21 protein-coding genes and 1 pseudogene are annotated in these 25216 nt (G+C 70.2%); 11 read left to right on the top strand and 11 right to left on the bottom strand.

Annotated features, from left to right (window positions below):
- Nucleotides 1–230 precede the first annotated feature (230 nt).
- From VGX25_RS30770 to VGX25_RS30760, 3 genes are read right to left on the bottom strand one after another with little or no spacing between them, the layout of a single operon-like run.
- On the bottom strand, nucleotides 231–3341 hold the full coding sequence (locus VGX25_RS30770; RefSeq protein WP_326921454.1) for an HD domain-containing protein: 3111 nt from the start codon (nucleotides 3339–3341) through the stop codon (nucleotides 231–233).
- Nucleotides 3341–3802: a hypothetical protein gene (locus VGX25_RS30765; RefSeq protein ID WP_326921453.1), complete on the bottom strand. Its 462-nt coding sequence runs from the start codon at nucleotides 3800–3802 to the stop codon at nucleotides 3341–3343. Before VGX25_RS30765 ends, VGX25_RS30770 begins: the two co-directional genes overlap by 1 nt.
- Before the next feature lie 22 nt (nucleotides 3803–3824).
- Nucleotides 3825–5060, bottom strand: coding sequence for an alpha/beta fold hydrolase (locus tag VGX25_RS30760; protein WP_326921452.1), 1236 nt, complete (start codon nucleotides 5058–5060; stop codon nucleotides 3825–3827).
- Between the two features lie 35 nt (nucleotides 5061–5095).
- On the opposite strand from VGX25_RS30760, the gene VGX25_RS30755 reads away from it, so the two are divergent.
- A complete protein-coding gene (locus VGX25_RS30755) occupies nucleotides 5096–5644 on the top strand; it encodes a phosphoglycerate mutase family protein (protein ID WP_326921451.1) in 549 nt (182 codons plus the stop codon).
- 172 nt (nucleotides 5645–5816) lie between these two features.
- Here VGX25_RS30755 and VGX25_RS30750 read toward each other — a convergent pair whose 3' ends face one another.
- The 3 genes from VGX25_RS30750 to VGX25_RS30740 all read right to left on the bottom strand — a co-directional run bounded on the left by VGX25_RS30750 (nucleotide 5817) and on the right by VGX25_RS30740 (nucleotide 7945).
- Nucleotides 5817–6800: an ABC transporter substrate-binding protein gene (locus tag VGX25_RS30750; RefSeq protein WP_326921450.1), complete on the bottom strand. Its 984-nt coding sequence runs from the start codon at nucleotides 6798–6800 to the stop codon at nucleotides 5817–5819.
- A gap of 117 nt (nucleotides 6801–6917) precedes the next feature.
- Nucleotides 6918–7088: a DUF397 domain-containing protein gene (locus tag VGX25_RS30745; RefSeq protein WP_326921449.1), complete on the bottom strand. Its 171-nt coding sequence runs from the start codon at nucleotides 7086–7088 to the stop codon at nucleotides 6918–6920.
- The gene (locus VGX25_RS30740; protein ID WP_326921448.1) at nucleotides 7085–7945 is read right to left on the bottom strand and encodes a helix-turn-helix transcriptional regulator; all 861 of its coding nucleotides are present in this window, start codon (nucleotides 7943–7945) and stop codon (nucleotides 7085–7087) included. Before VGX25_RS30740 ends, VGX25_RS30745 begins: the two co-directional genes overlap by 4 nt.
- Before the next feature lie 98 nt (nucleotides 7946–8043).
- Between VGX25_RS30740 and VGX25_RS30735 the strand changes: the two genes are divergently transcribed.
- From VGX25_RS30735 to VGX25_RS30725, 4 genes and pseudogenes are all read left to right on the top strand, one after another.
- The gene (locus VGX25_RS30735; protein ID WP_326921447.1) at nucleotides 8044–8325 is read left to right on the top strand and encodes a hypothetical protein; all 282 of its coding nucleotides are present in this window, start codon (nucleotides 8044–8046) and stop codon (nucleotides 8323–8325) included.
- Between the two features lie 524 nt (nucleotides 8326–8849).
- Complete coding sequence (locus VGX25_RS30730) at nucleotides 8850–9983, top strand: LuxR C-terminal-related transcriptional regulator (RefSeq protein ID WP_326921446.1); 1134 nt, start codon at nucleotides 8850–8852, stop codon at nucleotides 9981–9983.
- Nucleotides 9984–10023: 40 nt separating this feature from the next.
- Nucleotides 10024–10179: pseudogene (locus VGX25_RS35845) on the top strand (twin-arginine translocation signal domain-containing protein); the annotation flags it as partial.
- A gap of 69 nt (nucleotides 10180–10248) precedes the next feature.
- Nucleotides 10249–11661, top strand: coding sequence for a heme peroxidase family protein (locus VGX25_RS30725; protein WP_326921445.1), 1413 nt, complete (start codon nucleotides 10249–10251; stop codon nucleotides 11659–11661).
- Here the strand turns inward: VGX25_RS30725 and VGX25_RS30720 are convergent.
- The 3 genes from VGX25_RS30720 to VGX25_RS30710 are packed head-to-tail and all read right to left on the bottom strand — an operon-like array spanning nucleotide 11621 to nucleotide 13781.
- Complete coding sequence (locus VGX25_RS30720; protein ID WP_326921455.1) at nucleotides 11621–12043, bottom strand: hypothetical protein; 423 nt, start codon at nucleotides 12041–12043, stop codon at nucleotides 11621–11623. The genes VGX25_RS30725 and VGX25_RS30720 overlap by 41 nt on opposite strands.
- A complete protein-coding gene (locus tag VGX25_RS30715; protein ID WP_326921444.1) occupies nucleotides 12043–12825 on the bottom strand; it encodes an ABC transporter permease in 783 nt (260 codons plus the stop codon). Before VGX25_RS30715 ends, VGX25_RS30720 begins: the two co-directional genes overlap by 1 nt.
- Nucleotides 12825–13781 carry an ATP-binding cassette domain-containing protein gene (locus VGX25_RS30710; protein ID WP_326921443.1) on the bottom strand — a complete coding sequence of 319 codons (957 nt, stop codon included), beginning with the start codon at nucleotides 13779–13781 and terminating at the stop codon, nucleotides 12825–12827. Before VGX25_RS30710 ends, VGX25_RS30715 begins: the two co-directional genes overlap by 1 nt.
- Before the next feature lie 67 nt (nucleotides 13782–13848).
- On the opposite strand from VGX25_RS30710, the gene VGX25_RS30705 reads away from it, so the two are divergent.
- From VGX25_RS30705 to VGX25_RS30680, 6 genes are all read left to right on the top strand, one after another.
- Nucleotides 13849–14613: a TetR/AcrR family transcriptional regulator gene (locus VGX25_RS30705; RefSeq protein WP_326921442.1), complete on the top strand. Its 765-nt coding sequence runs from the start codon at nucleotides 13849–13851 to the stop codon at nucleotides 14611–14613.
- 36 nt (nucleotides 14614–14649) lie between these two features.
- Nucleotides 14650–16290: a tannase/feruloyl esterase family alpha/beta hydrolase gene (locus tag VGX25_RS30700; RefSeq protein ID WP_326921441.1), complete on the top strand. Its 1641-nt coding sequence runs from the start codon at nucleotides 14650–14652 to the stop codon at nucleotides 16288–16290.
- A gap of 669 nt (nucleotides 16291–16959) precedes the next feature.
- Nucleotides 16960–18588, top strand: coding sequence for a glycosyl hydrolase family 18 protein (locus VGX25_RS30695; RefSeq protein WP_326921440.1), 1629 nt, complete (start codon nucleotides 16960–16962; stop codon nucleotides 18586–18588).
- Nucleotides 18589–18843: 255 nt separating this feature from the next.
- Nucleotides 18844–19119 (top strand): hypothetical protein, encoded by a 276-nt coding sequence (locus VGX25_RS30690; RefSeq protein WP_326921439.1) that lies wholly within the window; start codon nucleotides 18844–18846, stop codon nucleotides 19117–19119.
- Entirely contained in the window at nucleotides 19116–20738 is a 1623-nt protein-coding gene (locus VGX25_RS30685; protein WP_326921438.1) for an MFS transporter, read from the top strand. The genes VGX25_RS30690 and VGX25_RS30685 overlap by 4 nt, the downstream gene beginning before the upstream one ends.
- 48 nt (nucleotides 20739–20786) lie before the next feature.
- Nucleotides 20787–23072: a WD40/YVTN/BNR-like repeat-containing protein gene (locus VGX25_RS30680; RefSeq protein WP_326921437.1), complete on the top strand. Its 2286-nt coding sequence runs from the start codon at nucleotides 20787–20789 to the stop codon at nucleotides 23070–23072.
- Between the two features lie 15 nt (nucleotides 23073–23087).
- Here the strand turns inward: VGX25_RS30680 and VGX25_RS30675 are convergent, their stop codons facing one another.
- Nucleotides 23088–23957 (bottom strand): SDR family oxidoreductase, encoded by an 870-nt coding sequence (locus VGX25_RS30675; RefSeq protein WP_326921436.1) that lies wholly within the window; start codon nucleotides 23955–23957, stop codon nucleotides 23088–23090.
- Nucleotides 23958–24066: 109 nt separating this feature from the next.
- The coding region (locus tag VGX25_RS30670; RefSeq protein WP_326921435.1) for a M14 family metallopeptidase at nucleotides 24067–25216 on the bottom strand (1150 nt) is incomplete at its 5' end.

Genomic DNA, 25216 nt, shown 5'->3' with positions numbered 1-25216 from the left:
CGCCTGTCCACACCCACCCCGAAGTTGATCTCCACCCCGGTTTCCGCCGGTAGACTGGCCGTCGGGTCGCCCCCCGTGGAGCGGACCACCCGGCCAACCTCAAGCGCCAGCATGGCCAGCACCGCCCGCAGCCGCACCCACCCGGGGTCACGGGCTCCCCACCGGCCGCCCGCACCTCCACCGGCCCCAGCACGCCGATCCACACGCCCGCGATTCTCGCCCGATCCCACCTATGGCCGCGACCGCAACGCCTTGTCCTGATCCACATAGATCTCGGTGTGCAGTGCCGCCGGCGCATCCGGCACGGACCGGCGGATCCGATCCAGGGTGGCGTTGAGCTGATGGGCGATGCTGTTCAGCTGGCTCTTGGCGCCGAGGCCGTCGGCGGCGAACGCGATGGCTCGCCCGAGTTGAGCGAAGATCGCCGGATACTCGGCGGCCAGCATCGTGGCCCGTTCGGCGAACCAGGCCACGACGGGATGCCGCAGGTTGGCCGGGAATCCGCTCTGTATCAGGACTTCCGACGAAGGGTAGGGCACCGCCGCGAAGGGCGCCAGCGCGGAGAGACCGCGTGGCCGGGTCGGCCGATCGGCGCTACGCACGATCACCTGATATGCCCGTGGTTCGCGGGTATCCACTTTGGACTTGGGCAGGATCTCGATGTCCAGCTCCGACTCGACCAGACTACGGCACATGGTGTCGTAGAAGCCTGACCACGCCGGCAGCGTCAGCGTGACGGAACCGTCCCGCGCCAGCCCGCGCACCTCCTCGACGCCGAGCAGATCATCTCCCAGCGGGATGAGCTTCTCGGTCCGCCATTGTCCCGCGAGCGGATCACCGTCGATCTGCGCCGCGGTAACCCCGGCCGGGGGCCGTGCGATCAGCAGATCCGCGTTCGCGATCTTCATGGCGAGATCGTGCTCCCTGGTACCGAGATAGGCGTTCGCGGCGCGCCGGACGGCCAAGTGCAGGGCCGATTGGACTTCGAAGGAGAGCCCGCGGAGGGTGTCCCGCGAAACGGGCACGTCCGGCCGCAACTCGTCGAACAGGCCTACCCGGCCAAGGACGATGGGCCTGCCCTCGCTCAACAGACCCGGGTTGGCCGGCCCCCATACGGACTCCCGTGACCCGGCATGGGGCGGAACGCCGATTCCGTTGTGTCCCAGCCAAATGCGGCGTCGTAGGCTCTCCGCCGCCTCGCCGACGAGCTCCGGCAGCGTGAACCGGTAATAACCGGTCAGGTCGACGACTTCCCAACGGGTGTCGAGATATCCGAACTGGCGTTGAAACTCCCAGCCTCCGAGCCGGTTGCGCAGCTCGTCCAGCACGGAGCGCCGGCACCCGACCCGCAGCTCGACCAGGACGCTGCCGTCGCCGCGGAGGAGCACCGACGTCCGGCGATCGATGATGCACCGATCCAATGAGCGAGCAAGGGAATCGGACAACCGCTCCCGCAGTTCCGCCGGAATGGCGGGAAGAAGGCTGGCCGATCCGGTCGCCTCGGTCGTGATACCCACCAACTGGCCGCGGACCGCGGGAGTGGGCGAGCCGGCCGTCAGGTTCATGGGGAGGACGACGACGGACAGCTCGGTCGTCGCCAGCAGGTTCGCGTGCTGCTCGTCCCGATGGCGACCGGTGACGGGGTGGCGCGTGGCGCCGTCCACGATGGGTGTGTCCAGTTCGGCGATTCCGCGGCCGGGCTGCTCGACGTCGTCGAGGTAGACCCGGACCGGTGGGAAGAAGAAGTAGTTTCGGGCCCGCTCGAGAAGCTTCTCCAGTGCGACATCGGATCTCGTCGGGTTGATCCGGATGGCAACGCTGGTGCCGGCGACGCCACGGTAGCCGGGTTCCCCGCCGCTCCTGCTCGGAAACCGCTCACACACGGCCATCGGCTTTTCGCGGATCACGAAGAAGTCGTCGACGCTGTCCAGGGACAGGCGCAGTGGGTCGGCGAGCCGGCCGTCCGGACGGCGTCGGCGGGTCGACACTTCGATGCGGTCGCCGACGATGAACGAGGAGAGGACGCCGATGCCGAACCGGCTGATGGCGACGAACTTCTGTTGTGGCTTGTTCTTTCGCAGGACGTCTGCCTGGAGTTCGTCCGAGTTGTAGTAGGAGCGGCCGACGCCGAGGAAATACTTCTCGACGATCTCACGGTCCATGCCGACGCCGGTGTCGTCGACCCGGAGCCAGTAGTTGCCGGCGTCGTCCTCCCAGGCCGAGACGCGCACCTCCATCGAGTCCGGATCGGCGTCGTGCAGGTAGACGTTCAGGCGGCAGGCGTCGATGGCGTTCTGCAGCAGCTCCCGGATGAATACGTACGGGTCGGCGTAGAGCCTGTCGCCCATGAAGAGATTCAGCACCGCGTGGCGGTCGAGGGTGAACTTGTAGTCGCCGTAAAGGTAGCCGTCGCTCTGGATGCCGGTTCGGTCGACGCTGCCGGGTAGGGCCATGGACCTCCATCGCTCGTCGCAGAAGTCGAGGAGAATGCGGCAGCCGCGCAGCTCCTCGTCGACCAGGTCGAGGAACCTGCGGATCGCGTTCTCCACGGCGGGCAGGCGAGGGCTTGCCAGGACGGTGAGGGCGTAGTTGGGAGTCCTCGTGGGTGGGAACCGGAACCCGCTGGAGGCCAGGTGTTTGGACCACTCGACATCGCTGAGCGCACGGGCTCCTTCGGATCCGGCGAGGCGCAGGTGCTCGTAGATCGCCGCCGGCGACCTGGTGTCGTCGAAGTCGAGGATGTCGGCCAGGCGCAGCAGGATCGCGCACATCCGGAGGTCGCAGGAGGCAAGGAATGCCGTGGGGAACTTCTCGGACCGGAGGTCCGCCAAGGGCCGGCCGTGGCTTTGGCACAGGGTGGCCATGGCCTCGGTGATCGCGACGCCTTCCCAGGACAGCTTGCCGGAACCGATCCGGTGCAGGTGCTCTCGGGCACGGGCGGCATGGCGGGTGCGGCAGTACTGCAGGATGACGTCGTTCGGCGGCTCGTCGGCCTGGCGGGCGCGGAGGTAGGCGGTGGGGTTGTCGTTGAGAAAGTCCTGGAAGTCCTGCTCTTTGATCAGCTCGGTCAGCTCGTCGGGGTGGTAGACCATGCCGATGTCGTGGAAGTAGGCGGCGAGGATCAGCATGGCCGCTTCGAGCGGGGTGACCTTCTCGATGTCGGGGCCCAGCAAGCGCTCCATCAGCGTGACGACGTTCTCGGAGTGCTGGCGGTCGTGGAGGGTGTAGTCGGGGAAGGTGTCGCGGACGAGGATCAGTTTGGCGGCGGCGTGGTCGACGAGCCAGGCGATGTTGGCGGCGTCGCGAGGGTTGGCGGAGTCGAGGATCTCGCGGAGGGTCATTACCTGATCCGGGGGATGACGAGGGTTTCGCCGAGGATCCAGAGAAGCACCGCGGCGGCGATGATGAACAGGATGATGTAGGTCTCGTACCAGCGGTAGAAGTTGCGGAGGCGGGGGGCGGGGCGGAAGTCGGTCGAGACGTATCTCGCGGCCAGCTCACATTCTTCGCGGCGGTAGTCCAGCCAGGAGAGGATGCCGGCGACGACGAGGAGCACGGTGAAGCCGGCGATGATCGTGATGAGGAGGAGCAGGCCGCGGACGCCGGTGCGGGCGGTGGCGGGGTCGATGCCCCACTTGGAATAGCCGACGAACAGGGCGAGCGCGACCGTGGTGATCGCGGTGGCGAGGGTTTGGAATATCGCGAAGAAGCGGTAGACGTTCTCGTTTACCACATGGATCTGCTGGAGAATGTACTTGTACCGCTCCACCACCATCGCCGGGGCGTCCTCGGTGGGGTGCATGGGAGCAGATGATAGAGGCCATTCAGGCGCGGCCGGTGGCCATTGCGATGAGGCGGTCGAGGATCCGGCCGCCGGCGGCGCGCAGGCCGTTGTGGTCGTATTCGTTGGTGAGCCAGGGGTGTAGGCCGCGCACCAGGCCGGCGGTGTGCATGGACAAGTTGCTTTCGACGTAGGGGTCCTCGGCGTAGACCGCGGCGGCGGCGGGGATCTCGTTGTGCCGCAACACTTCCGGGTCGTAGAGCGGCGGCCAGGGGTGGTCGGCGAGCAGGTGCGCGGCCTCCCGCAACGGCGCCAGCGCGGCGTAGTCGTCGAACATCCACGGGTAGACGTGCTCGCCGGTCAGCAGCGTGACGTCGGACCCGTACTCGGGTGGCAGCATGCGCTCGGCGGACCACTGGGTGAGGTGGCCGTCGGCCCAGCATGCCTCGTGCAGCACGGCGTAGAGCGGGTTGCGCGAGAACGGCAGCGCGACGTCCATGTCGTGGCGGAACGCGGGGGACCCGGCGGGCAGCTCGAGCAGGTAGTGCAGCCGGTCGGCGCCGTCGCTCATGCCGAGCAGGTCACCGAGCTGGCGCAGGCGGCGGCCGGTGAGCCGGTCCCCGCTGGGCAGCCGCACGTCCTCGGCCTCGAGCCAGGCGTGCAGCTCGCGGACCCGCTCGCGGTCGCCCGGGTACCGGGAGTAGTACCGGGACACCCGGTTGAGCGTCCGCGCGTACGTGGCCCGGTAGACGTCGTCGATGTGCGTTCCGACCGGAGGCAGGCCGCCGGTGAAGAACGCCTGCCGCAGCCCGTGCGGCGCTTTGGACAGGTAGGTGAGCACGCAGAACCCGCCGAACGACTGGCCGAGCACGCTCCACGAGGACACGCCCAGCTCGGCGCGGATGAGCTCGGCGTCGGCCACGATCGCGTCGGCGCGGAAGTGGGTGAGGTAGTCGGCCTGCTCGCGCGGGGTCTTGCCGGCCAGGTCGCCGATCGGGCTGGACCGGCCGGTGCCGCGCTGGTCGAGCATCAGCACCCGGTAGTCGGCGAGCGCCCGGTCGAGCCAGGCGGGCGCGGTCGGGTTGCGGGTGGGGCGCGGGGCCTCGTGACCCGGCCCGCCCTGCAGGAAGACCAGGAACGGGCGGTCGCGCCCGTCGGGGTCGGCCACCTCGCGGGCGAACACGGTGATCCGTTCGCCTTCCGGGTGCAGGTGATCCAGCGGGACCTGGAACTCGTGCTCGACGAGCGCCAGGCCGGTCGTGGTGACGGCGACGGGCACGAGTGCGATCTTGACAGGCCGATGACCCTGATGTCATGCGCTGGTTGGAGGTTTACCGGCACTCGCTGACCAAGAAGGGGGCCGCGCGGGGCAGGGGGTCGCACCTGTCGGCGGCCGGCGTCGATCTCGCGCTGCGGGTGGGTGCCCGGCTCGGACCCTTCGCCGTGGTGCTGACCAGCACCGCACCCCGCACCTTGGAGACCGCCCTTGCCATGGGTTTCGCCGTCGACGACACCGTGGAGATGCCGTCGGGCTACGTGCCGGGCGAGGTCGGGCACCACGACCAGTGGCGGTGGCCGGCGCCCTACACCCAGTACGCCAAGCTGGTCGCCGCCGGCCGCGGGCTGGCCGCGGTCGCCAGGACGCACGCGGGCATCTGGCGCCGGACCGTGCTCGCGGTGCCCGACGGCGCGTCCGCCCTGATCATCTCGCACGGCGGTGCCATCGAGCCGGCTCTCGTGGCGTGCCTGCCGGACGCCGACCACGGATCCTGGGGCCGGCCGCTTGCGCACTGCGACGGCGCGCGGCTGGCGTTCGACGGCGACCGGTTCGTCGACGTGGCCATGCGGCGGGCGTACCCCTAGGCCGTGTTGATAGCTCGGGCAGGGCCGCCGGTCGCCTTCGGCGAGCGGCCGGGGGTTGGGTTGCTCTGGGGGTTGCGGGCCGGTGTGAGTGGTGGGGCGGCGTGGCGTGGTTGGCTGACGACGGCCGCCCTAGCCAAAGATCGGCCGACCCCAGCGCACTTTCGAACACGCGCTAGGCCTGCGGGCGGATCACCATCTCGGCGACCTCGATCCGCTGGTCCAGCGCCTTGAACTCCACCATCAGGTCGACGACCCGCTGGATCTGCGCCGGGTCGAGGGTGGACACGAAGTCGGTCAGCACGGTCTTGCGCGCGGTCTCGGCGTCCACCTTGGCGATCTTCTCCAGCAGCGGGTCGACCTTGGCCCGGTCGGAGCGGACCTCGTCGGTGGCCCGCTTGAGCACCCGCTGGAACTTCTCCACCGTGGCCCGGTTGCCGTCGACGAAGTCGGCCCTGGCGCCGTAGCCGGTGAGCGGGATGTCGGACGCGCGTCCGGCCGTGGCGTCGAACAGCGTGCGGGCGCCGACCTGCTTGACGGCCTGCTGGATGAACGGCTCGACCAGGAACGCCGCGTCGATCTCCCCCTTGGACAGCCGCTCGGCCATCTGCGGGAACGGCAGCTCGACGAAGGTGACCGTGCTCGGGTCGACGCCATTGGACTTGAGCTGCGTCAACACCAGCAGGTGGGAGATGGTGAGCCGGGCGGTGACCGCGACCTTCTTGCCGGACAGTTGGCCGATGCTCGTGATCGGCGAGTTGGGCATCGTGGCGACGACCGCGTACCCCGGCACGGCCGCGGTCGCGTCGGCCACCAGCTTGATGTCGGCCGCCTGCTTCGCCTTGGCCACGAAGAACGGCGTCCAGCTGGAGAACGCGAACTGGACCTCACCGTTGACGAGCTTCGTGACGCAGTCCGAGCCGCTCGCCGCGGTGATCGGCTTGACGTCCAGCCCCTCCTGCCGGAAGTAGCCGGACTCGATGGCCAGGTGCAGCGGCACCGTGTCCATGGTCGGCAGCACGGCCACCTTGATCTCGGACACCTGCGCCTCGCCCGATCCGGATGGCGACGACTCGCCGCCGAGCAGACCGCACCCGGTCAGGGCCAACGATGCGATCGCGAGCAGGGCAATGCGCCGGCCGGCGCGCCGGAACCTCATGTTCCATGAGTAGCGATGTGTCACGGCTGTGTCTTCCCCCGAATTCCCCTAGGTAGCAGGCTTCTGGCAGCCTATCGGGGTACACAAGCCGTCCCGCGCCGACTCGTGCGGCCCCGGCTAGCCGATCCGGCCCGCCTTCACGGCACGAACGAACTCCCGGAGTCCGGCGAACGACAGCACCAGGTTGGGGCTCTTGGAATCCCGCACGGCGTCCAACGTGCTCGCAAGCTCGACACAGCTGGAGTCCTCTCCGCTGAAGCTGCTCTTGCGCCACCGGGGTGCTGTCATTCCTGTCTCTCCATTTCGTTGATCACCTTGGCTATGAACGCGACGGAGTCCCCGGTGCTGAGCGCCGCTCGACGCACGGTGGCGGACGCGACCTTGTAGGCGGTCACGTCCCCCTCCTCGTAGAGGAAGGCGCTCGACCGGTGGTGTTCCAGGTGGACGATCGATGGTGAGCGATCATAGTTGTACAAGGCGAACGGTCCCATCAATCCCGGATGCCAGCCCTCGCCGATCGGTACCACCTGGACGGTGACGGTCGGCAGCTCCGTTGCCCAGAGCACGTGGCGCAGTTGCGCGATCATCAGGTCTCGCCCACCGATCACCTGGCGCAGCGCGGGCTCGCCGATCAACGCGACCAACTCGACCGGGGCGGGCTTGCGGTCCGTCAGTGCGACCTGGCGGGCCAGCCGCAGCTGAACCCGCTCCTCGACCTCGTGGCGGGCAAGCGTGCCACCGCTGGCCAGGATCGAACGAGCGTAGTCGGAGGTCTGCAACAGGCCGAGGACGACGAGCGGAGACCATTCGACGATCTCGATCGCCGTGCGCTCGCATTCGATGACGCCGGCGAGTCCCTGGGACACGCCGGGCACTCCCACCGCCAGCCAGTTCGGTTCGGCGGCGTGCCGGGCCAGGTTGAGGATCTCGGTGCGGCGCTTTCCCGTCACCCCGATCACCGCGAGCAGCGCGGAGACGTCGTCCGGGCTGGGGACGCGCTTGCCGTTCTGCCATTGCGAAATGGTGGTGTGTGACCGGCCGAGCACCCGGGCGATCTCCCGAATGCCCATTTGGGACGCGTCCAGCTCCCGCCGCAGCGCAGCGGCGAGCGCGCGCGTGCGCGGCGTAGCTGCGGTGACGGCCACGTTCCACACCTTACGATCCGGTGTAGTCGTGCCTGCGTCTCACCCCCAAGGAGGACCCCCACTTGTGGTCACAACTCGCGACCGGTCCTAATTGGTTCGTGACCAGTATTGAACCGGCAGAAGCCATCGAGCGCTTCCCGGAGTTGGAACTGCTGGGCGACGCCTGGACCTGGCGACTCCGCCCCACCAGCCGGGTCCAGATGTGGGGAACCTACGCATCCTTCGCGGTGCAGGTCGGCCTCTTCATCTACGACGACGGCAGCGCGTCCGTGATCAGCATGGAGTGGGGCCAGTTCAGCACCCAGCACTCCGGCGGCCTACGCCGCATGGTGTCCCACGCCCTCGACCTCATCGACCGCCCCGTCCGCCCGCCCTGCTGAGCCCAACTCTCAGAGCACATCGGACGCCGGATCCCCACCCCCGGTCGAACTCAATGACCTTTCCCGACTCAGCCCCTTCGGGCAGAACCCTGGCAAAGTCGGCCACGGGAAAGCGTCACACGGCTGCGCCAACGCCGAACCCGGCCACCGGAACGCGAGACACGCCGGGCCGGGACACCCGCCCGGCACCGGAATTCCCCTCACTTTCCCAATCAGCCCCAATCGGGCCCTAATCAGCCCAGCCCCCACCCCGTCTGGGGTGGGGAGGGGGGTTCGTGGGCAGTTTATCCGGGTTTCGGCGTTGGAAGATCAACTTTGGGTGGGCTGTGGACAAGTGGATGGAGTGTGGACAAGTCGGGGGATAGGGGTGAGAGGGAGTTGAGTTTGGGGGGCGTTTGGGGTATGGGCAGCGGGTGCAGATTACCCCCAGTGGTCTAGACCTCTTGAGGGAGCGCGGCTAGGTTTGACTCCTTCCAATTTTGGAGGGGAGCGCCAGTGCGATGTCGGGTCGGGGTCCGCGCAGGGTGGTTCTGCGGGTAGTGGACGCGCTGCTGCGGGAGTCGCTGGCGAGTTGGGTGGACTCGTTGCCGGGGTACGAGGTTGAGGGTGCGGTGGCCAGCGGGGCGGCGCTGGTGCGGCTGTGTGGGCTGCAGTCGCCGGACGTGGCGGTGGTGCAGGTCGGGTCGGCGGAGGCGGCGGCCGAGGAGCTGGCGCTGATCAGCGAGTTACGCGGGGTGCGGTCCGTGCCGCAGGTGGTCGGGCTGCACCAGGGGTTGGATCCGCGCAGCCTGTTGCGGCTGTACCGGGCGGGAGCACACCGGCTGGTCAGCAGCCGGTTCGGGCTTTCGGCGCTGGAGGCGGCGTTGGGTGGGACCGCGGAGGTGGCCGGACCGAGGGGCGGGCTAAGCGAGCGGGAGCTGGAGATCCTGGCCCTGATCACCGCCGGGTGCTCGGCCGCGGACATCGCGCAGGCGCTTGAGATCAGCCCGAACACGGTGACCAGCCACAAGCGACGGATCTTCGCCAAGCTCGACGTGCGCAGCCGCACCCAGGCCGCCGCGGAGGTGGGTCGGCTCGGGCTGTTGCGCACCCGAGGAAACGGCAGGGCGACACGGCCGGTGCGCGGCCACTCCGGACCGCTGCGCGAGGAGGTCGCCCGGATCCTGGCCGGCAACCGGAAGGCGGCCAGGTCCGGGGTGAGCGTGCTGGTCGACCCGGTGGACAGCACGTGGCGCACCGGTTCGCCGGCGGACGACACGGTCGTGGTGATCGGGCGGGAGCACGGCGGCCGCGCCGCGGTCGCCGACGCGCTGGTGCACGGCGCACGGGCGGTGCTCACCGACGATCAGCTGGCCGAGCGGCTGCCGGCGGTGATCTCGCTGGTCAAGGCCGGCTACCTGGTCGCATCCGAGGAGGTGGTGCGGGCCATGCTGGCCGGCGCGCTGACCGCGGCGCGACCGCCCAGCCTCACCCGCCGGGAGCGGGACATCCTGGCCTCGGTCGCGCTCGGCCACTCGGTCCGGCAGACCGCGCAGGCGCTCGGCATCGCGGTCAAGACCGTGCAGAGCGAGCAGCGGCAGCTGTTCTCCAAGCTCGGCGCGCGGAACCGGCTCGACGCCCTGGCCCTTGCCCGCGAGCACGGCCTGGTGGATCCCTAGGGGACTTGCGCAATCCGAAGACTTTCCCGTTCAGCGGGAAATGCTCACGAAAGAGAAACCCTGCCCCGCAAAGTCGATCACGGAGGACGACGTGAGACATGGCGAAAAACACTCGCGAGCAAATCTGAGCAGGCGCGGTTTTCTCGGCGGAGTAACCGCGGCCGGCGCCGCCACCGCCGTGACCGTGCATTCGGGAATCGCACTCGCGGAACCGGCGAGCGTCAGTGCGACCTCTCCGGCGTTCTTCGGCCGGATGTTCCCGCAGTTGCCGCCATTCGCACCGGCCACCGCCGCGGTGCGCGCCGCGCTGACCGAGCTCGGCCGGCCGGGCGGGCTCATGGACGCCCGGGATCCGTTGCAGGAAGGTCCGATCCGGCTGATCACCAACCCGGAGCTGAGCCCGAACAATGTGGACAACCCCTTCCACACCGCGGGAACCACGTTCCTCGGCCAGTTCATCGACCACGACTTCACCTTCGACGAGACCTCGCCCCTCGGTGTGCCGGTCAACCCCGAGACATCCCGCAACACCCGCAACCCGACCCTGTCGCTCGACTCGGTCTACGGCGGCGGACCCACCGCCACCCCGCAGTTCTACGACCCGAACGACCGCGTCAAGTTCCGGGTGGAGAGCGGCGGGCTGTTCGAGGACGTGCCGCGCCGGTCGGACGGGGTGGCGATCATCGCCGACCCGCGCAACGACGAGAACCTGATGATCTCCGGATTGCACGCGGCGTTCCTGCTGTTCCACAACCGCGTCGTGGATCACGTGCGCAGCCAGGGCGTGCCGGCCGACCAGGTCTTCAACGAGGCCCGGCGGCTGGTCACCTGGCACTACCAGTGGATCATCGTCAACGAGTTCCTGCCGCAGATCATCACGTTCGGCATCGTGCAGGACATCCTGGCGCACGGCCGCAGGTTCTACCGGCCGGCGGCGGGCCAGCACTTCATGCCGGTGGAGTTCCAGGGCGCCGTGTACCGGATGGGACACAGCATGGTCCGCCCGTCCTACCGCGCGAACCGGTTCGGCAACCCCGGCGGACCGCCGGAGTCCGGACCCCCAGCCTTCTTCGGGTTCATCTTCGACCCACGCGGTGCAGGCCAGACCGATCCGGTGGACCTGCGCGGCTTCACCCGGGCGCCGCGGCGGTTCATCGGGTGGGAGACCTTCTTCAACTTCGGCGGCGCCCACACGCAGCACGTGCGTCCGAACAAGCGGCTCGACACCAGCATCTCCACCCCGCTGCTCAACCTGCCGCTGCCGACCATCCCGTCCGGTGATCCGCCGACCTCGCTGCCGGTGCGCAACCTGCTGCGGCACCTGACCTGGGGCATCCCCTCGGGCCAGCGGATCGCCGCCGCCATGGGGGTTCCGGTGCTCGGCGCGGACGTCTTCCCCGAGCTGCGGCAGTTCGGCGTCGGCCTGGAGAGCAGCACCCCGCTGTGGTACTACATCCTGCGCGAGGCCAAGTTCCTCAACGACGGGATCGCGCTGGCCGGCGTCGGTGCGCGCCTGGCCGGCGAGGTCTTCATCGGACTGTTGCAGCTCGACCCGACGTCGTACCTGTCGGTCAACCCGGGCTGGCGGCCCACGTTGCCCGGCCGGACCGCCGGCAACTTCACGATGGTCGACCTGCTCACGTTCGCCAGGGTGGACCCGGTGAGCCGCGGCCACTAGCCAGGACCGCTCCGACGACGGCGCCGTAGAGGACGTGATCGGCCACCTGCGGCGCCACGGGGAGCGCCCTGATCATCGGGAAGCGCCGGCCGACCAGCCCGAGATCCAGCGCGGCGATGGCAAGGCCGGCAACCGCTCCCCAGGCCGTGGTGTGCCGCCGCGGCAGCACCGCGGCCAGCACCACCCCCCAACCGATCGACACGGCGAAGTGCACACCGACGGCGGCCGCGATCAACCGCGGCCGCCGCTCGGTGCGCAGCACCAACGATCCCGCGGCGGCGGTGGCGGCGAACGGATCGCCGCCGGTCACCAGAGCGTGCACTGTGGACGGTGCGCCGCTGACCACACCGGCGACCGTCCCGGCGACGACGCCCCGCCGCATCACCGGCCCAGCCGCTGGTAACGGCGCACGGACAGCGGCAGGAACACGGCAAGGATCACCACCGGCCAGACGATAGCCATCAGCAGGCTGTGCCGCGAGACCCAGGAGTCGCCGCCGGCGCCCGGGTTGCCGAACAGCTCGCGCAGCGCGGACACGGTCGGCGACAGCGGGTTCCACTCGGCGACGGCGCCGAGCCAGCCCGGCATCGTGTCCGGCGGCACGAACGTGCTGGCCAGGAAACTCACCGGCCACACGAGAATCTGGACCGCGGCGACCCATTCCGGACCGCTGACCACGAGCCCGAGGTAGATGCCGACCCAGAGCACCGCGAACCGCAGCAGCAACAGCAGCCCGATCGCCACGAGCGTCTCGCCCGCCGTGCCGTGCGCCCGCCAGCCGATCAGCAGCCCGCAGCCGATCATGATGGCCAGCCCGGCCGCGGAGTTGACCAGGTCGGCGATGCTGCGCCCGGCGACCACCGCGGACGGCGCCATCGGCATCGACCGGAACCGGTCGGTGACCCCGCGCGCCGCGTCGGTGCTGACCGCGAGCATGGTCGTCTCGATGCCGAACAGCATGGTCATGGCGAACATCCCCGGCATGAGGAACTCGCGGTACCCGCCCCCGCCGGGCACCGCCATGGCCCCGCCGAACAGGTAGCCGAACATCAGCACGATCAGCACCGGGAACAGCAGGGACACGACCACCGGCCCCGGCTGGCGGGCCCAGCGCGCGAAGTCGCGCCGGGCGATCGTCCAACTGTCCACAACGGCCCAACGCATCAGGCGGCCACTCCTCCCGTTCCGGTGATGTGCAGGAACGCCTCGTCGAGCGTCGGCCGGCGCAGCGCGACGTCCTCGGCTTCGATGTGCGCGGCGCTCAACTCCGAGAGCACTGCTCCCAAGGTGGACATCCGCTCTCGCACCGGGGCACTGATCCGGCGGGTGTCGGGGTCGACGTCCGGCGCCACCCGGCAGATCCGCCCGATGATCCCGGCGGCGGCCGGCAGGGCGGCGCCGTCGCGCAGGACCACGTCGATGCGGTCGCCGCCGATCCGCGACTTCAGCTCGTCCGGCGTGCCCTCGGCGATCACCCGGCCCCGGTCGATCACCGCGATCCGGCCGGCGAGCCGGTCGGCCTCGTCCAGGTACTGCGTGGTCAGCAGGACTGTGGTGCCGCCGGCCACCAGCGACCGGACCGCCGCCCAGACCTCGTTGCGGCCACGCGGATCCAGCCCGGTGGTCGGCTCGTCGAGGAACAGCACCCGCGGTGCGAGGATCATGCTCGCGGCCAGGTCGAGCCGCCGGCGCAGGCCGCCCGAGTAGGTGCCGACCGCCCGGCGCCCGGTGTCGGCGAGGCCGAACTCCTCGAGCAGCTCGCCGGCCCTGCGGGCCGCCGCGGCCGCGTCGAGGTGGTAGAGCCGGCCGAACAGCTCCAGGTTCTGCCGTCCGGACAGCGCCTCCTCGACCGCGGCGTGCTGCCCGACCAGACCGATCCGCCGCCGCACCTGCCTGGCCTGCCGGACCACGTCGAGCCCGGCGACCACCGCGACACCGGCGTCCGGCCGCAGCAGCGTGGCCAGGATCCGCACCGCCGTGGTCTTGCCGGCGCCGTTCGGCCCGAGCAGCCCGCACACGGTGCCGGCCGGCACGGCGAGGTCGAACCCGTCCAGCGCGGTCGTGTCCCCGTAGCCCTTGCGCAGGCCCTCGGCGAGGACCGCGAGCTGAGTGGAAGTCATCACGCTCCCTCTATCGTACAATGTACCGTACATATTACGGTACGCCCTTGGGTAGGCTCGGGGCGCGATGACGACGGAATACAGCGGAAGCGGAGACCCGGCCCGCAGCCTCGCCCTGCTCTGGCGGACCAGGGAGCGGACCAGCCGCAAGGGCAAGCCCGACCTCAACGTCGACGTGATCGTGCGCGCCGCGATCGAGGTCGCCGACACCGCGGGACTGTCCGCGCTGTCGATGCGCCGGGTCGCCGAGCGGCTCGGCGTCGGGACCATGTCGCTGTACACCTACGTGCCGGGCAAGGCCGAGCTGCTCGACGTCATGGTGGACACCGTCTACGGCGAGCTGGCCATGCCCGAGGACGTGCCGGGCGGCTGGCGCGCCCGGCTCGAGCTGATCGCCAGGGAGAACCGCGCGCTCTACCAGCGGCACCCGTGGCTGCTTCAGGTGGCCGTCAGCCGGCCGGTGCTCGGGCCGAACGCGATCGCCAAGTACGACTACGAGCTGCGCGCGATCGACGGCATCGGGCTGACCGACGTGGAGATGGACTCCGTGCTCACCCTGGTCTCCGGCTACGTGCACGGCGCGGCGCGCGGCGCGATGGAGGCGGCGGCCGCCGAGCAGAGCACCGGCGTGACCGACGAGCAGTGGTGGTACGCCCACGCCCCGTTCCTCGAGCGGATCATGGACGGCCGGCGCTACCCCACCGCCGCCAGGGTCGGCACCGCGGCCGGCCAGGCGCACGGCGCGGCGTACAACCCGGAGCACGCCTTCGAGTTCGGCCTGCAGCGGGTGCTGGACGGAATCGAGGTGTTGGTCGAGTCACGGTCCGGCTAGACTCGGCTCGAATCTGGAAGCTTGGGGGTTTTGCTGATGCGCCAACGAATTCTGCTCGCGATGCTCGGTGCGGTGACGGCGGCCGCGCTCGTGCCCGGCGCGGGGGTGGCCGCGGCCGGCTCGGTGCTCCGGCCGGTGATCGACTGTGCCGACCTGGTGCGCGACTTCGACATTCCCGGCGCGGCCACCCGGGTGACCGAGGCGAAGGTGGTGCCGGCCGGGGCCGAGCCGGCGCACTGCGACGTACGTGGCGTCATCGAACCGGCGGTGCGGTTCCAGCTGCGCCTTCCGGTCGACGGCTATGCCGGCAACTACCTGCAGTACGGCTGCGGCGGGTTGTGCGGGGTGATCTTCCCGACGCCGTTCCCCGACTGCGGCCGGGAAGCCGGCGACTTCGCCGTCGCCGCCACCGACGACGGCCACGTCGGCCGGGGCGGGGGGTTCGAACCGGTCGGCGACGGGCAGTGGGCGGCGGACGACCGGGCCGCCCGGGACGACTACTTCTTCCGCGCGCCGCACGTGCTGTCCGTGGCCGCCAAGCGGATCATCGCCGCGTTCTACGGATCCCCGCCGCGGCACGCGTACTTCAGCGGCTGCTCCAACGGCGGCCGCGAGGCGCTGCTGCTCGCCCAGCGGTACCCGACCGACTTCGACGGCATCATCGCCGGCGCCCCGGCCAACTACTTCGGGCCGCTGCTCGGCGTCTACCTCACCTGGATCGCCCGGTCGAACATCGGCGCGGACGGCTCGCCGATCCTCACCGCCGCCAAGCTACCCGTCCTGCACGACGCCGTGCTCGCCGCATGTGACGGGCTCGACGGGCTGGTCGACGGCCAGCTCGAGGAGCCGCGGCTGTGCCGTTTCGACCCCGGTGCCGTGCGGTGCCCCGGCGCCGACGCGCCCGGCTGCCTGACGGCCGCGCAGGTGGCGGTCGCCCGCAAGCTGTACGCCGGCCCGACCGACGCGCGCGGCAACCGGCTCTACCCCGGCTCGGAGCCGTTCGGTTCCGAGCTCGCCTGGAACGCGTGGATCATCCCGGCGCCCGAGCTCGGCCCGGACTCCTTCGCCGGCGTGCTCGCCGACAACTACCTGCGCTACGTGGGTTACCCGATCGGCTCCCCGCACTCATCGCTGGCCGACTTCCGCTTCACCACGGCCGAGCTGCACCGCCTCACCGCCGAGGGCTTCAAGGCCAACGCCCTGGGCCTGGACCTGCGCCCGTTCCGGCGCGCCGGCGGCAAGCTGATCATGTGGCACGGCTGGGCCGACTCGGCGATCCCGCCCGCGTCCACCCTCGACTACCACGCCCGGCTCGTCGCCCACAACGGCGGCCCGCGCGCCACGGCCGAGTTCGCGCGGCTGTTCATGATCCCCGACATCCAGCACTGCGGCGGCGGCACCCGGCTGACCTCGTTCGACCCGATCCGCGAGCTGGTCGCGTGGGTCGAGCACGGCACCGCCCCCGACCGCATCATCGCCACCGGCCTTGACGAGGCGGGCAACATCACCCGCACCCGCCCCGTCTTCCCCTACCCCCTCCAGGCCCGCTACGACGGCACCGGCAGCATCGACGACGCGGCCAACTTCGTCCCCGCCCGTCCCCAAACCCCGCAACGCGACACCATCCCCTGGCCCGGCGCCTACCTCCACCACATCCCCGGCCCCACCGCCCGCTAACCAGCCCTCCGGCCACCAGGGACACCCGGCCGGTCTGGCTCCGGCAAGATCGGCCGGATACGCGTCACACGGCTACACCAGTGCGTCACACGCCTACCGGAACGCAAGACCCACTGGGCCGGAGTCGGGAACCGGGCGGTCTCGCGCTCAGGTAGCCGTGTGACGCATTCGCATGGCCGAGTTGCGCCCCCACGGGCTCCGCGGGGCGGGCCACCACGGCTCCGGCGGGGCACCCCGGCCGGCGCCGCACGGCGCTGCCCACAGTGGATCTTCCCCACAATGGATCTTCCCGACACTTGATCTTCCCTCGAAGTCGATCTCCCCCGCAGTTGATCTCCGCTTCCCACCCCTACCCAGCCCCCACCACACCACGGGGGCCGGCCCCGCTCCCATTGTATCGAGGGAGACGGATAGTTGATCTTGATTGGGGATGGGGTGTGGATAAGTGGAGTGTTGTGGACAGCGGGGTGGGAAGGGAGGGAATGGTCGGCGGGGGGCGCGGGTTTGTGACGGTGCGTAGGTGGGGGTTGCTCCTTTTGGGTGAGGGCTGGTCTAGACCTTGACAGCGGAGTGGTCTAGACCACATATTCGGTGCGTACGGGTGAACGTCCTGTCGTGCACTCGGGACTCCAGGCTGCTGACCCCTGCCCCTGCAAGGAGACGACAACGATGTCTCGCATCCGATGGCACCTGCCTGCCATCTTCGCAGTGACCCTGCTTGTGATCTTCGGGATTGTGGTTGCGCCGGCCAATCGGACCGCCTCGGCGGCGAACGGCGTGAGTGCGACCTTCAGCAAGTCCTCCGACTGGGGGACTGGCTATGAAGGCAAGTACACGATCGTGAACGGTGGGTCGACGACGCTCGCGACCTGGCGGGTGGAGTTCACGCTGCCGACCGGTCACCGGATCGGCTCGCTGTGGGACGGAAGTTACACGGTGAGCGGGCAGCGGGTGACGGTGAACAATACGTGGAACGGGAACCTGGCGCCGGGCGGCTCGGCGAGCTTCGGGTTCAACGTCACCTACTCAGGCGCGTACTCGCCGCCGACCAACTGCACGCTCAACGGCGGGTCGTGCGACGCGACGGGCACGCCGCCGACGACCACCACGACGACAACAACGACAACCCGGCCCACCACGACGACGACCACCACCACCACCACGAGCCAGCCGCCGCCCGTGGGTGGGCGCAAGAACCTGGGCTACTTCGTGCAGTGGGGTGTCTACCAGCGTGGCTATCACGTCAAGAACATCCACACCAGCGGGTCGGCGGGCAAGCTGACGCACATCAACTACGCGTTCGGCAACGTGACCAACGGGCAGTGCGCCATTGGCGACAGCTATGCCGACTACGACCGGTTCTACGGGCCGGCGGAGAGTGTGGACGGCACGACGGACACCTGGGACGCCGGGGCGCTGCGCGGGAACTTCAACCAGCTGCGCAAGCTCAAGCGGATGTACCCGAACCTGCGGGTGCTGTTCTCGTTCGGCGGGTGGACCTGGTCGGGCGGCTTCGGGCAGGCCGCGGCCAACCCGGCGGCGTTCGCCGAGTCGTGCTTCCGGCTGGTCGAGGACCCGCGCTGGGCGGACGTGTTCGACGGCATCGACATCGACTGGGAGTACCCGAACGCCTGCGGGCTGTCCTGCGACACCAGCGGGCCGGCGGCGTTCCGCAACCTGATGTCGGCGCTGCGGTCCCGGTTCGGATCGAGCGCCCTGATCACCGCGGCGATCACCGCGGACGCCAGCAGCGGCGGGAAGATCGACGCGGCCGACTACGCCGGCGCGGCGCAGTACGTCAACTGGTACAACGTGATGACGTACGACTTCTTCGGCGCATGGGCGGCGCAGGGCCCGACCGCCCCGCACTCGCCGCTGACCTCCTACACCGGCATCCCGCAGCAGGGCTTCAACGCCGACGCGGCGATCCAGAAGCTCAAGACCAAGGGCGTCCCGGCGAGCAAGTTGTTGCTGGGCATCGGGTTCTACGGGCGTGGCTGGACCGGCGTCACGCAGAGCACGCCAGGCGGCTCGGCGAGCGGGCCGGCGCCCGGCACGTTCGAGCAGGGCATCGAGGACTACAAGGTGCTCAAGGGCCGCTGCCCGGCGAACGGCACGGTGGCCGGCACGGCGTACGCCTTCTGCGGCGGCCAGTGGTGGAGCTACGACACGCCGAGCACGATCTCCGGGAAGATGACCTACACGCGCAACGAGGGTCTCGGCGGCGCGTTCTTCTGGGAGCTGTCCGGCGACACCAGCAACGGTGAGCTGATCACGGCGATCCGCAATGGACTGTGAGGAGGTTGACCTCTAGCTAGCTGGAGGTTCCAGGTTCGGCGCCGTGCGTGCGATCGTCCAGTACGCGTTCGGGCCCGCCGGCAACCTCCGCTGCGCGGAGACCGACGATCCGCGGCCCGGACCCGACCAGGTCCGGGTCGCGGTCTCGTCCGCCGGGGTCCACCTGCCCGACACCACCATCCGCACGGGCGTACACGGCGGCCCGTTTCGCTGCCGACGCTGCCGACGACGCCCGGCCGGGGGGTGGCCGGTGTCGTGGACGAGCTCGGCGACGGCGTTGCCGGGCGCTGGCTCGGCAAACGGGTCGTGGCCCGGCTCACCGCCGAGGACGTGGTGCTGGTGACCGCGGCCGCCGGCGGCGTCGGCTGTCTGCTCATCCAACAGGCGCGCTCCGTGGGAGCGGTCAGCGTCCGCGTGGCCGGCGGGCCGGCGAAGGTGGCGGCGATGCGCCGGCTCGGGGCCGGCGTCGCGGTGGACGACAACCATCCGGAGTGGACGGACGCGGTACGCGGGGGGCCGGCCGCCCGGTGACCATCGTGCTGGACGGCGTGGGTGGGCGGCTCGGCCGGGACGCACTCGAGCTGATCGGGCCCGGTGGCCGGTTGCTGATCTTCGGCTGGTCCTCCGGGCGGATCCTGCCGCTGTCCGCAGCGGACCTGTACCGGCTGGAGATCACCGCAGGCGCCGCGATCGGCCGGCGGGTCCTCGGCCGGCTGCGCAAGCTGGAGGAGACCGCGCCGGCGGCGGGCCGGTTGATCCCGCTGATCGGAGCACCGTTCCCGCCGGCCGAGGCGGCGCGGGCGCACATCGCCCTGGAAACCCGTGCCACGACAGGCAAATCGTGCTCAAGCCCTGATCAACACCGGTACAGTCAGTGCATGGCCGAACGGGGAGATGGCGCGCTCGCGTTGCTGCGCGCCAACCCCGCGTTCCGGGCGCTGTCGATCTCCCGGGTGGTGTCGTTCGTCGGCGACTCGGTCAGCCTGGTCGCGCTGATGCTCCACGTCGCCGGGTCGGCCGGGGCGGCGCTCGCGGTCTCGTTGCTGCTGCTGGTCGGCGACTTCGCGCCGGCGTTGGTCAGCCCGCTCACCGGAGCGATCGGTGACCGGTTCAACCGCAAGCACGTCATGATCGTCTGCGAGCTCGCCCAGGGCGCGTTGCTGCTGCTCATCGCGCTCGCCCTGCCGCCGCTGCCGCTGCTGCTGGCGCTGGTGGCGGTCCGGTCCACGATCGGCCAGACCTTCCAGCCGGCGTCCCGCGCGGCGATCCCGGAGCTGGTGGCCGGCAAGGATCTGGCGGTGGCGAACTCGACGATCGGCTTCGGCGCCAACGGTGCGGAGGCGGTCGGGCCGTTCATCGCGGCGGCGCTGTTCCCGATTCTCGGCGTGCGGGGCGTGCTGCTGGTCGACGCCACGTCGTTCCTGCTGTCCGCGCTGGTGCTGACCTCGGTGCGCTCGCTGCCGCCGGCCACCACCGGGGACGAGGCCAGGCAGCCGTTCCTCGCCGACGCCAGGGTCGGGCTCGGCTACATCGCCTCCGTGCCCGCGGTCCGGATCATCGCGCTCACCTTCTGCGCCGTCGTCATGTTCAACGGCATCGACGATGTCGCGATCGTCTACCTGGTCAAGGACACGCTGGTCGCTCCCGAGTGGACGGTCGGCCTGATCCTCGGCGGGGTCGGCATCGGGCTGCTGGCCGGATACGTCGTGCTGGCCCGGCACTCCCGGCTGGCGCCGATGACCGTGCTGCTGCTGGTGGGATACGCCGTGAGCAGTGTCGGCAACCTGCTCACCGGCGTCGCCTGGGCGGTGGCGGCGGCGTTGCTGCTGCAGACCGTCCGCGGTCTCGGCCTCGCGGCGATGGACGTGGCCGGCAACACCCTGTTGCAGCGCCTGGTCCCTGGCCGGCTGCTCGGCCGGGTGTTCGGCAACTTCTACGGCCTGATCGGCGTCGCCGCCGCGGTGTCCTACGTCGGCGGCGGCCTGCTGCTCGACGCCACCGGCGCACCGGTCACGTTCGTCGTCGCCGGCACGGGCGGCGCCCTGGCCACGATCATCGCCGCGCTCACCCTGCCTCGCGCGCTGCGCCGGACCGGGAAACCCTTGGGGGTTCTGGACTCCCGACCGCGGCTCCATCAATCGCCGGAATAGGCCGAAAGGCAGCTATTCGGTGAAATTTGGGCTGCCTAGCATTCGATTATGGCGAACTACGGTGGTAGATCTCTTTTGGCATTGCTGCTGGTCGCCACCGCGGGCATCGCGGCGGCCGGCGTGGCTCCGGGGAGTCGGGATGTGACCGCCGGCCAGTCGCGTCCGGTGTCGGAGTTGGACAGTGGGCCGGAGCCGGCCGGCGCGGATCACTGGTGGGCCGCGCAGCGGATGTACCCGTTCCGCTCGCTGGACATCGGCGCGCTCGAGGCGAGCGCGCACGCGCAGGCCACCGCCATCCAGGCCGCGCCGGGAATCCAGGCGGCGTGGCAGTCGCTGGGGCCGGCCAACATCGGCGGCCGGATCACCGACCTGGTCGCGCACCCGACGCAGGCCGACACCGTGTTCGCCGGGGCGGCAACGGGGGGCGTGTGGCGCAGCACCGACGCGGGCGCCACGTTCTCCCCCGCCTGGAGCCCGAGCCTGACGCCGTCCATCGGCGCGCTGGCGATCACCGGCAACGGCACGCTCTACGCGGGAACCGGGGAGTCCAACCCCGGCGGCGGCAGCGTGACGTTCCCCGGCGCCGGGGTGTTCCGGTCCACCGACAGCGGCGCGACGTGGCAGTCGCTCGGGCTGACCGGCACCGACCGGATCGGCCGGATCGCCATCGATCCCGCCAACTCCAACCGGTTGTTCGTCGCGGCGGCCGGAAACCTGTTCGTCCCGGGTGGACAGCGCGGGCTGTACCGCACCACCGACGGCGGCGCCACCTGGCAGCTCGTGCTGGCCGGCGCCAATCCCACCACCGGCGCGGTCGACGTGGCGATCAGCCCCACCAACCCGAACCGGATCTACGTGGCCATGTGGGACCACCGCCGGCAGCCCAACGGCCGGGTCTACGGCGGGGTCGGCTCCGGGATCTACCGAAGCTCCGACGGCGGCGCCACGTGGACGCGACTGGCCGGCGGGCTGCCCGCGGCCGGCACCAACCTCGGCCGGATGGGCATCGCGGTGGCCCGCAGCAACCCCAACCGGTTGTACGCCATCGCCGCCGACACCTCCGGCGATTTCGCCGGCTTCTGGACCTCCACCAACGGCGGCGACGGCTGGACCAGGATCACCAACACGTCCCTGCTGTCGGCCTCCCAGTCCACCTTCGGCTGGTGGTTCGGGCGGATCTGGGTCGACCCGGCCAACGCCAGCCACGTGTTCGTCGCCGGCGTGAACATGGTCGAGTCCCTCGACGCCGGCGCGAACTGGCGCCGCTCCATGGTGATCCACGCCGATCAGCACGCGATGGCCTGGGATCCGTTGACCGCCAATCGGGTTTACCTCGGCAACGACGGAGGCGTGTACCGCTCGTCGTCCAACGGCTCGCTGTCTGGAAGCTGGTTCAAGTCCACCTCCCAGGCCCATCTCCAGTTCTACACCGTCGCGGTGTCCAGACAGGACATATCGAGGATCAGCGGCGGGCTGCAGGACAACGGCTCGGTGCGGTCCTGGGGCAGCACGGGCTGGAACGCGATCCGCGGCGGTGACGGGTTGATGAACCTCATCGATCCGACCAACCAGAACAAGGTCTACGCCTGCTCGCAGAACGGCTCGTGCGGCCGCTCCACCGACGGTGGCAACACCATGACCTCCTTCGGCGCCACCACGTCCGACCGCCGCAACTGGCTGACCCCGGTCGCCTTCGACCCGACCAACCCCTCGGTGATGTACTACGCCGGCAACCGGCTCAACCGCTCGACCAACTCCGCGGCGTCCTGGACCGTGATCAGTCCGGACCTGTCCCGCGGCCCCGGCGGCATCGACGGCTACCCGTTCGGCACGATCACGACGGTGGCCGCGGCCCGCACCAGCCCGGCCACCATCTACGCCGGCACCGACGACGGTCGCATGTGGATCACCCGGAACACCGGCGGCACCTGGACCGAGATCACCGCCGGCCTGCCCACCCGGTGGATCACCAAGGTGGCGGTGGACCCGACCGACGCCAACCTGGCCTATGTCACGGTTTCCGGCTTCCGCAACGGCGACCCGGCCGCGCACGTGTTCCGCACCACCAACGGCGGCGCGTCCTGGCAGGACATCTCCGGCAACCTGCCGGACGCCCCGGTCAACGACCTCGTCCTCGACCCGCGCGACCGCACGAAGCTCTATGTGGCAAGCGACGTGGGCGTGTTCGTCTCGACCGACACCGGCGCGACGTGGACGCAGGCCGGCACCGGGCTCCCCCTGGTCCCGGTCTCCGATCTGGAGGCCACCGACACCGGCAGCACGACCGTGCTCACCGCGGCCACCTTCGGCCTCGCCATGTACCGGCTGTCCTAAGGAGACGCTCCGGCTTCAGCCGCCGGCCTCCTTGTCTGCGGCCGGCGCGCTGGCCGCGGCGCGGGCCTCGTAGTCCTTGCGGGCGGCCGAATGCGCGGCGTTGATCAGCACCTGGTCGCCCTTGAGCAGGTGCGCGACCCACTCGCCGGCGCGGCGTGGGAGCAGCCGGGTGAAGCGGTTGATCGGGCCGAGCGACCTCGGCACGAAGACCTCGAACCGGGGCCGCCGCAGGGCCGCGACGATGGCCTCGGCGACGTCCTCCGGCACGAGCGACTTGACGAAGCGAGCCTCCTCGACGCCCGCGGTCAGCTCGGTCCGGACGATCGCCGGCAGCACCACGGACACCTCGACACCGGTGCCGCGCAGCTCCATGCGGACCGCCTCGGACAGGCCGACGACCGCGTGCTTGGTGGCGCAGTACGTTGCCACGCCGGGGAATCCGGCCTTGCCGGCGGCCGATGCGATGTTGACGATGTGCCCGGCGCCGCGCGGCTTCATGCGGCGCACGGCCTCCCGGGTGCCGTGGACGACCGCGTGCAGGTTTATCTCCAGCTGGTGCCGGGTGGTCCGGTCGGACTCCTCCTCGAGCAGCCCGATCGGCATGATGCCGGCGTTGTTGATCAGTACGTCGATCGGCCCGAGCTGCTTCTCCACCTCGTCGAGGAACGCGGTGAACCCGGGCCGGTCGGTCACGTCGAGCGGCAGCGCGATCGCGTCGTCACCCAACCCGTCGGCGGTCCGCTTGGCCACGTCCAGGTCCAGGTCCCCGATCGCGACCCGGGCGCCCAGCCGGGTCAGCGCCGACGCCGTGGCCGCCCCGATGCCCCGGCCACCTCCCGTGATCACGACCACCTTGCCGGCCAACGATCGGGGCTGCCGCGCCATCCCGTCTCCTCAGAAGCGGTACATACAGTCCAGTTGGAATTTTTCACAGCGCCAGCAGGCACGCAAGGCGATCGCCGCCGGCGGGAGGCCGGCGGCGATCGGCGTTGGGTCAGGCGGCGCAGGTCTGGCCGATGACGCGCCGCGGGCAGTCGGAGTAGTCGAGCAGCATCAGGACGGCCGCGCGGTTGCGGGTGACCTCACGGTTGATCACCTCGTCGGGCGGGTAGAAGCCAGGGTTGCTGCTGCGCGGGAACATCTCGAAGGTGTAGGTGTAGATCCGCTGGACGCCCCACAGCCAGTCGTTGATGGTGCCGTCGGTGATGTACAGGTCCGACGACTGCTCCGGGGTGTACCCGTTGGTCTGCGCCATCATCTGGCCCAGCCGGGCGTGCGTGTCGCGCTCGGCCTGGGTGAGGCCGGGGCCGGTGTCGTTGAACGTGTAGCCGTACGGCCACAGGATCAGCTCGCTGTAGGTGTGGAAGTCGATGTGCGTCCTGATCTGCTGCGTGCCGCCGATCACCCGGCTGCGCACGAAGTCGGCGACGACCCGCACCTCGGGCGCCGACTCCGGTCCCGGGCCGCGGTAGGTCGAGCTGCCGGTGCTGCCGGAGGATCCGCCGCAGCAGCCCCAGTTGTAGGCCCAGTTGCGGTTGAGATCCGTGCCGACGTTGGTCGAACCCGAGTTCGGCTGCCGGTTCTTGCGCCAGCTGCGGTACGAGCCGGTGGCGATGTCGTACTCGCCGCCGTCGGGGTTGAGGTCCGGCACGATCCAGATCTCCCGGCTGTTGACCATGTTCCGCACCTGCGCGTCGGTGCTCTCGACGAACAGGTGGATCAGGTACATGGCCATCTCGACGGTCAGGTGCTCGCGGGCGTGCTGGTGGTGGGTGAACAGCACCTCCGGCTCGGCCTCGTCGGTGGCCACGTTGTCGGAGATCTTCAACGCCCAGATCTCGCGATTCTGGTACGACCGGCCGATCACCCGCTTGCTGATCAGGCCCGGGTTGGCCGCGATCACCTGGTTGATCTCGGCGGTCATCTCCGCGAAGTTGTGGTAACCCGAGTCCGCAGGCGGGAAGTCCAGCGGCGTCACGTCCTGCTGGGCGACCAGCGGCGCCTCCTTGATCACGGTGTAGCCCAGCGCCTGGATCCGGCGGACCTCGTCCGGGGTCGCGGTGATCATCAGGCGGCTGTCCTCCGGACCGTTGATCGCCGCGCCGGTGGCGGCGATCGCCGAGCGCTGCTCGGCCGTCTTGACG

The sequence above is a fragment of the Actinophytocola sp. genome, from assembly GCF_035942955.1.
Classification (GTDB): domain Bacteria; phylum Actinomycetota; class Actinomycetes; order Mycobacteriales; family Pseudonocardiaceae; genus DASYTH01.
Note: the sequence above shows the minus strand (reverse complement) of the source record. Positions and strands in the feature narration are given on the sequence as shown.

Bases quoted from the DNA above. Each gene is read 5' to 3' on its own strand.
- VGX25_RS30705 (WP_326921442.1), top strand. From the start codon at position 13,849: ATGACGACGGAATACAGCGGAAGCGGAGACCCGGCCCGCAGCCTCGCC.
- VGX25_RS30710 (WP_326921443.1), bottom strand. From the start codon at position 13,781: ATGACTTCCACTCAGCTCGCGGTCCTCGCCGAGGGCCTGCGCAAGGGC.
- VGX25_RS30765 (WP_326921453.1), bottom strand. From the start codon at position 3,802: ATGCACCCCACCGAGGACGCCCCGGCGATGGTGGTGGAGCGGTACAAG.
- VGX25_RS30720 (WP_326921455.1), bottom strand. From the start codon at position 12,043: ATGCGGCGGGGCGTCGTCGCCGGGACGGTCGCCGGTGTGGTCAGCGGC.
- VGX25_RS30715 (WP_326921444.1), bottom strand. From the start codon at position 12,825: ATGCGTTGGGCCGTTGTGGACAGTTGGACGATCGCCCGGCGCGACTTC.
- VGX25_RS30745 (WP_326921449.1), bottom strand. From the start codon at position 7,088: ATGACAGCACCCCGGTGGCGCAAGAGCAGCTTCAGCGGAGAGGACTCC.
- VGX25_RS30750 (WP_326921450.1), bottom strand. From the start codon at position 6,800: ATGAGGTTCCGGCGCGCCGGCCGGCGCATTGCCCTGCTCGCGATCGCA.
- VGX25_RS30700 (WP_326921441.1), top strand. From the start codon at position 14,650: ATGCGCCAACGAATTCTGCTCGCGATGCTCGGTGCGGTGACGGCGGCC.
- VGX25_RS30680 (WP_326921437.1), top strand. From the start codon at position 20,787: ATGGCGAACTACGGTGGTAGATCTCTTTTGGCATTGCTGCTGGTCGCC.
- VGX25_RS30755 (WP_326921451.1), top strand. From the start codon at position 5,096: ATGCGCTGGTTGGAGGTTTACCGGCACTCGCTGACCAAGAAGGGGGCC.
- VGX25_RS30695 (WP_326921440.1), top strand. From the start codon at position 16,960: ATGTCTCGCATCCGATGGCACCTGCCTGCCATCTTCGCAGTGACCCTG.
- VGX25_RS30770 (WP_326921454.1), bottom strand. From the start codon at position 3,341: ATGACCCTCCGCGAGATCCTCGACTCCGCCAACCCTCGCGACGCCGCC.
- VGX25_RS30675 (WP_326921436.1), bottom strand. From the start codon at position 23,957: ATGGCGCGGCAGCCCCGATCGTTGGCCGGCAAGGTGGTCGTGATCACG.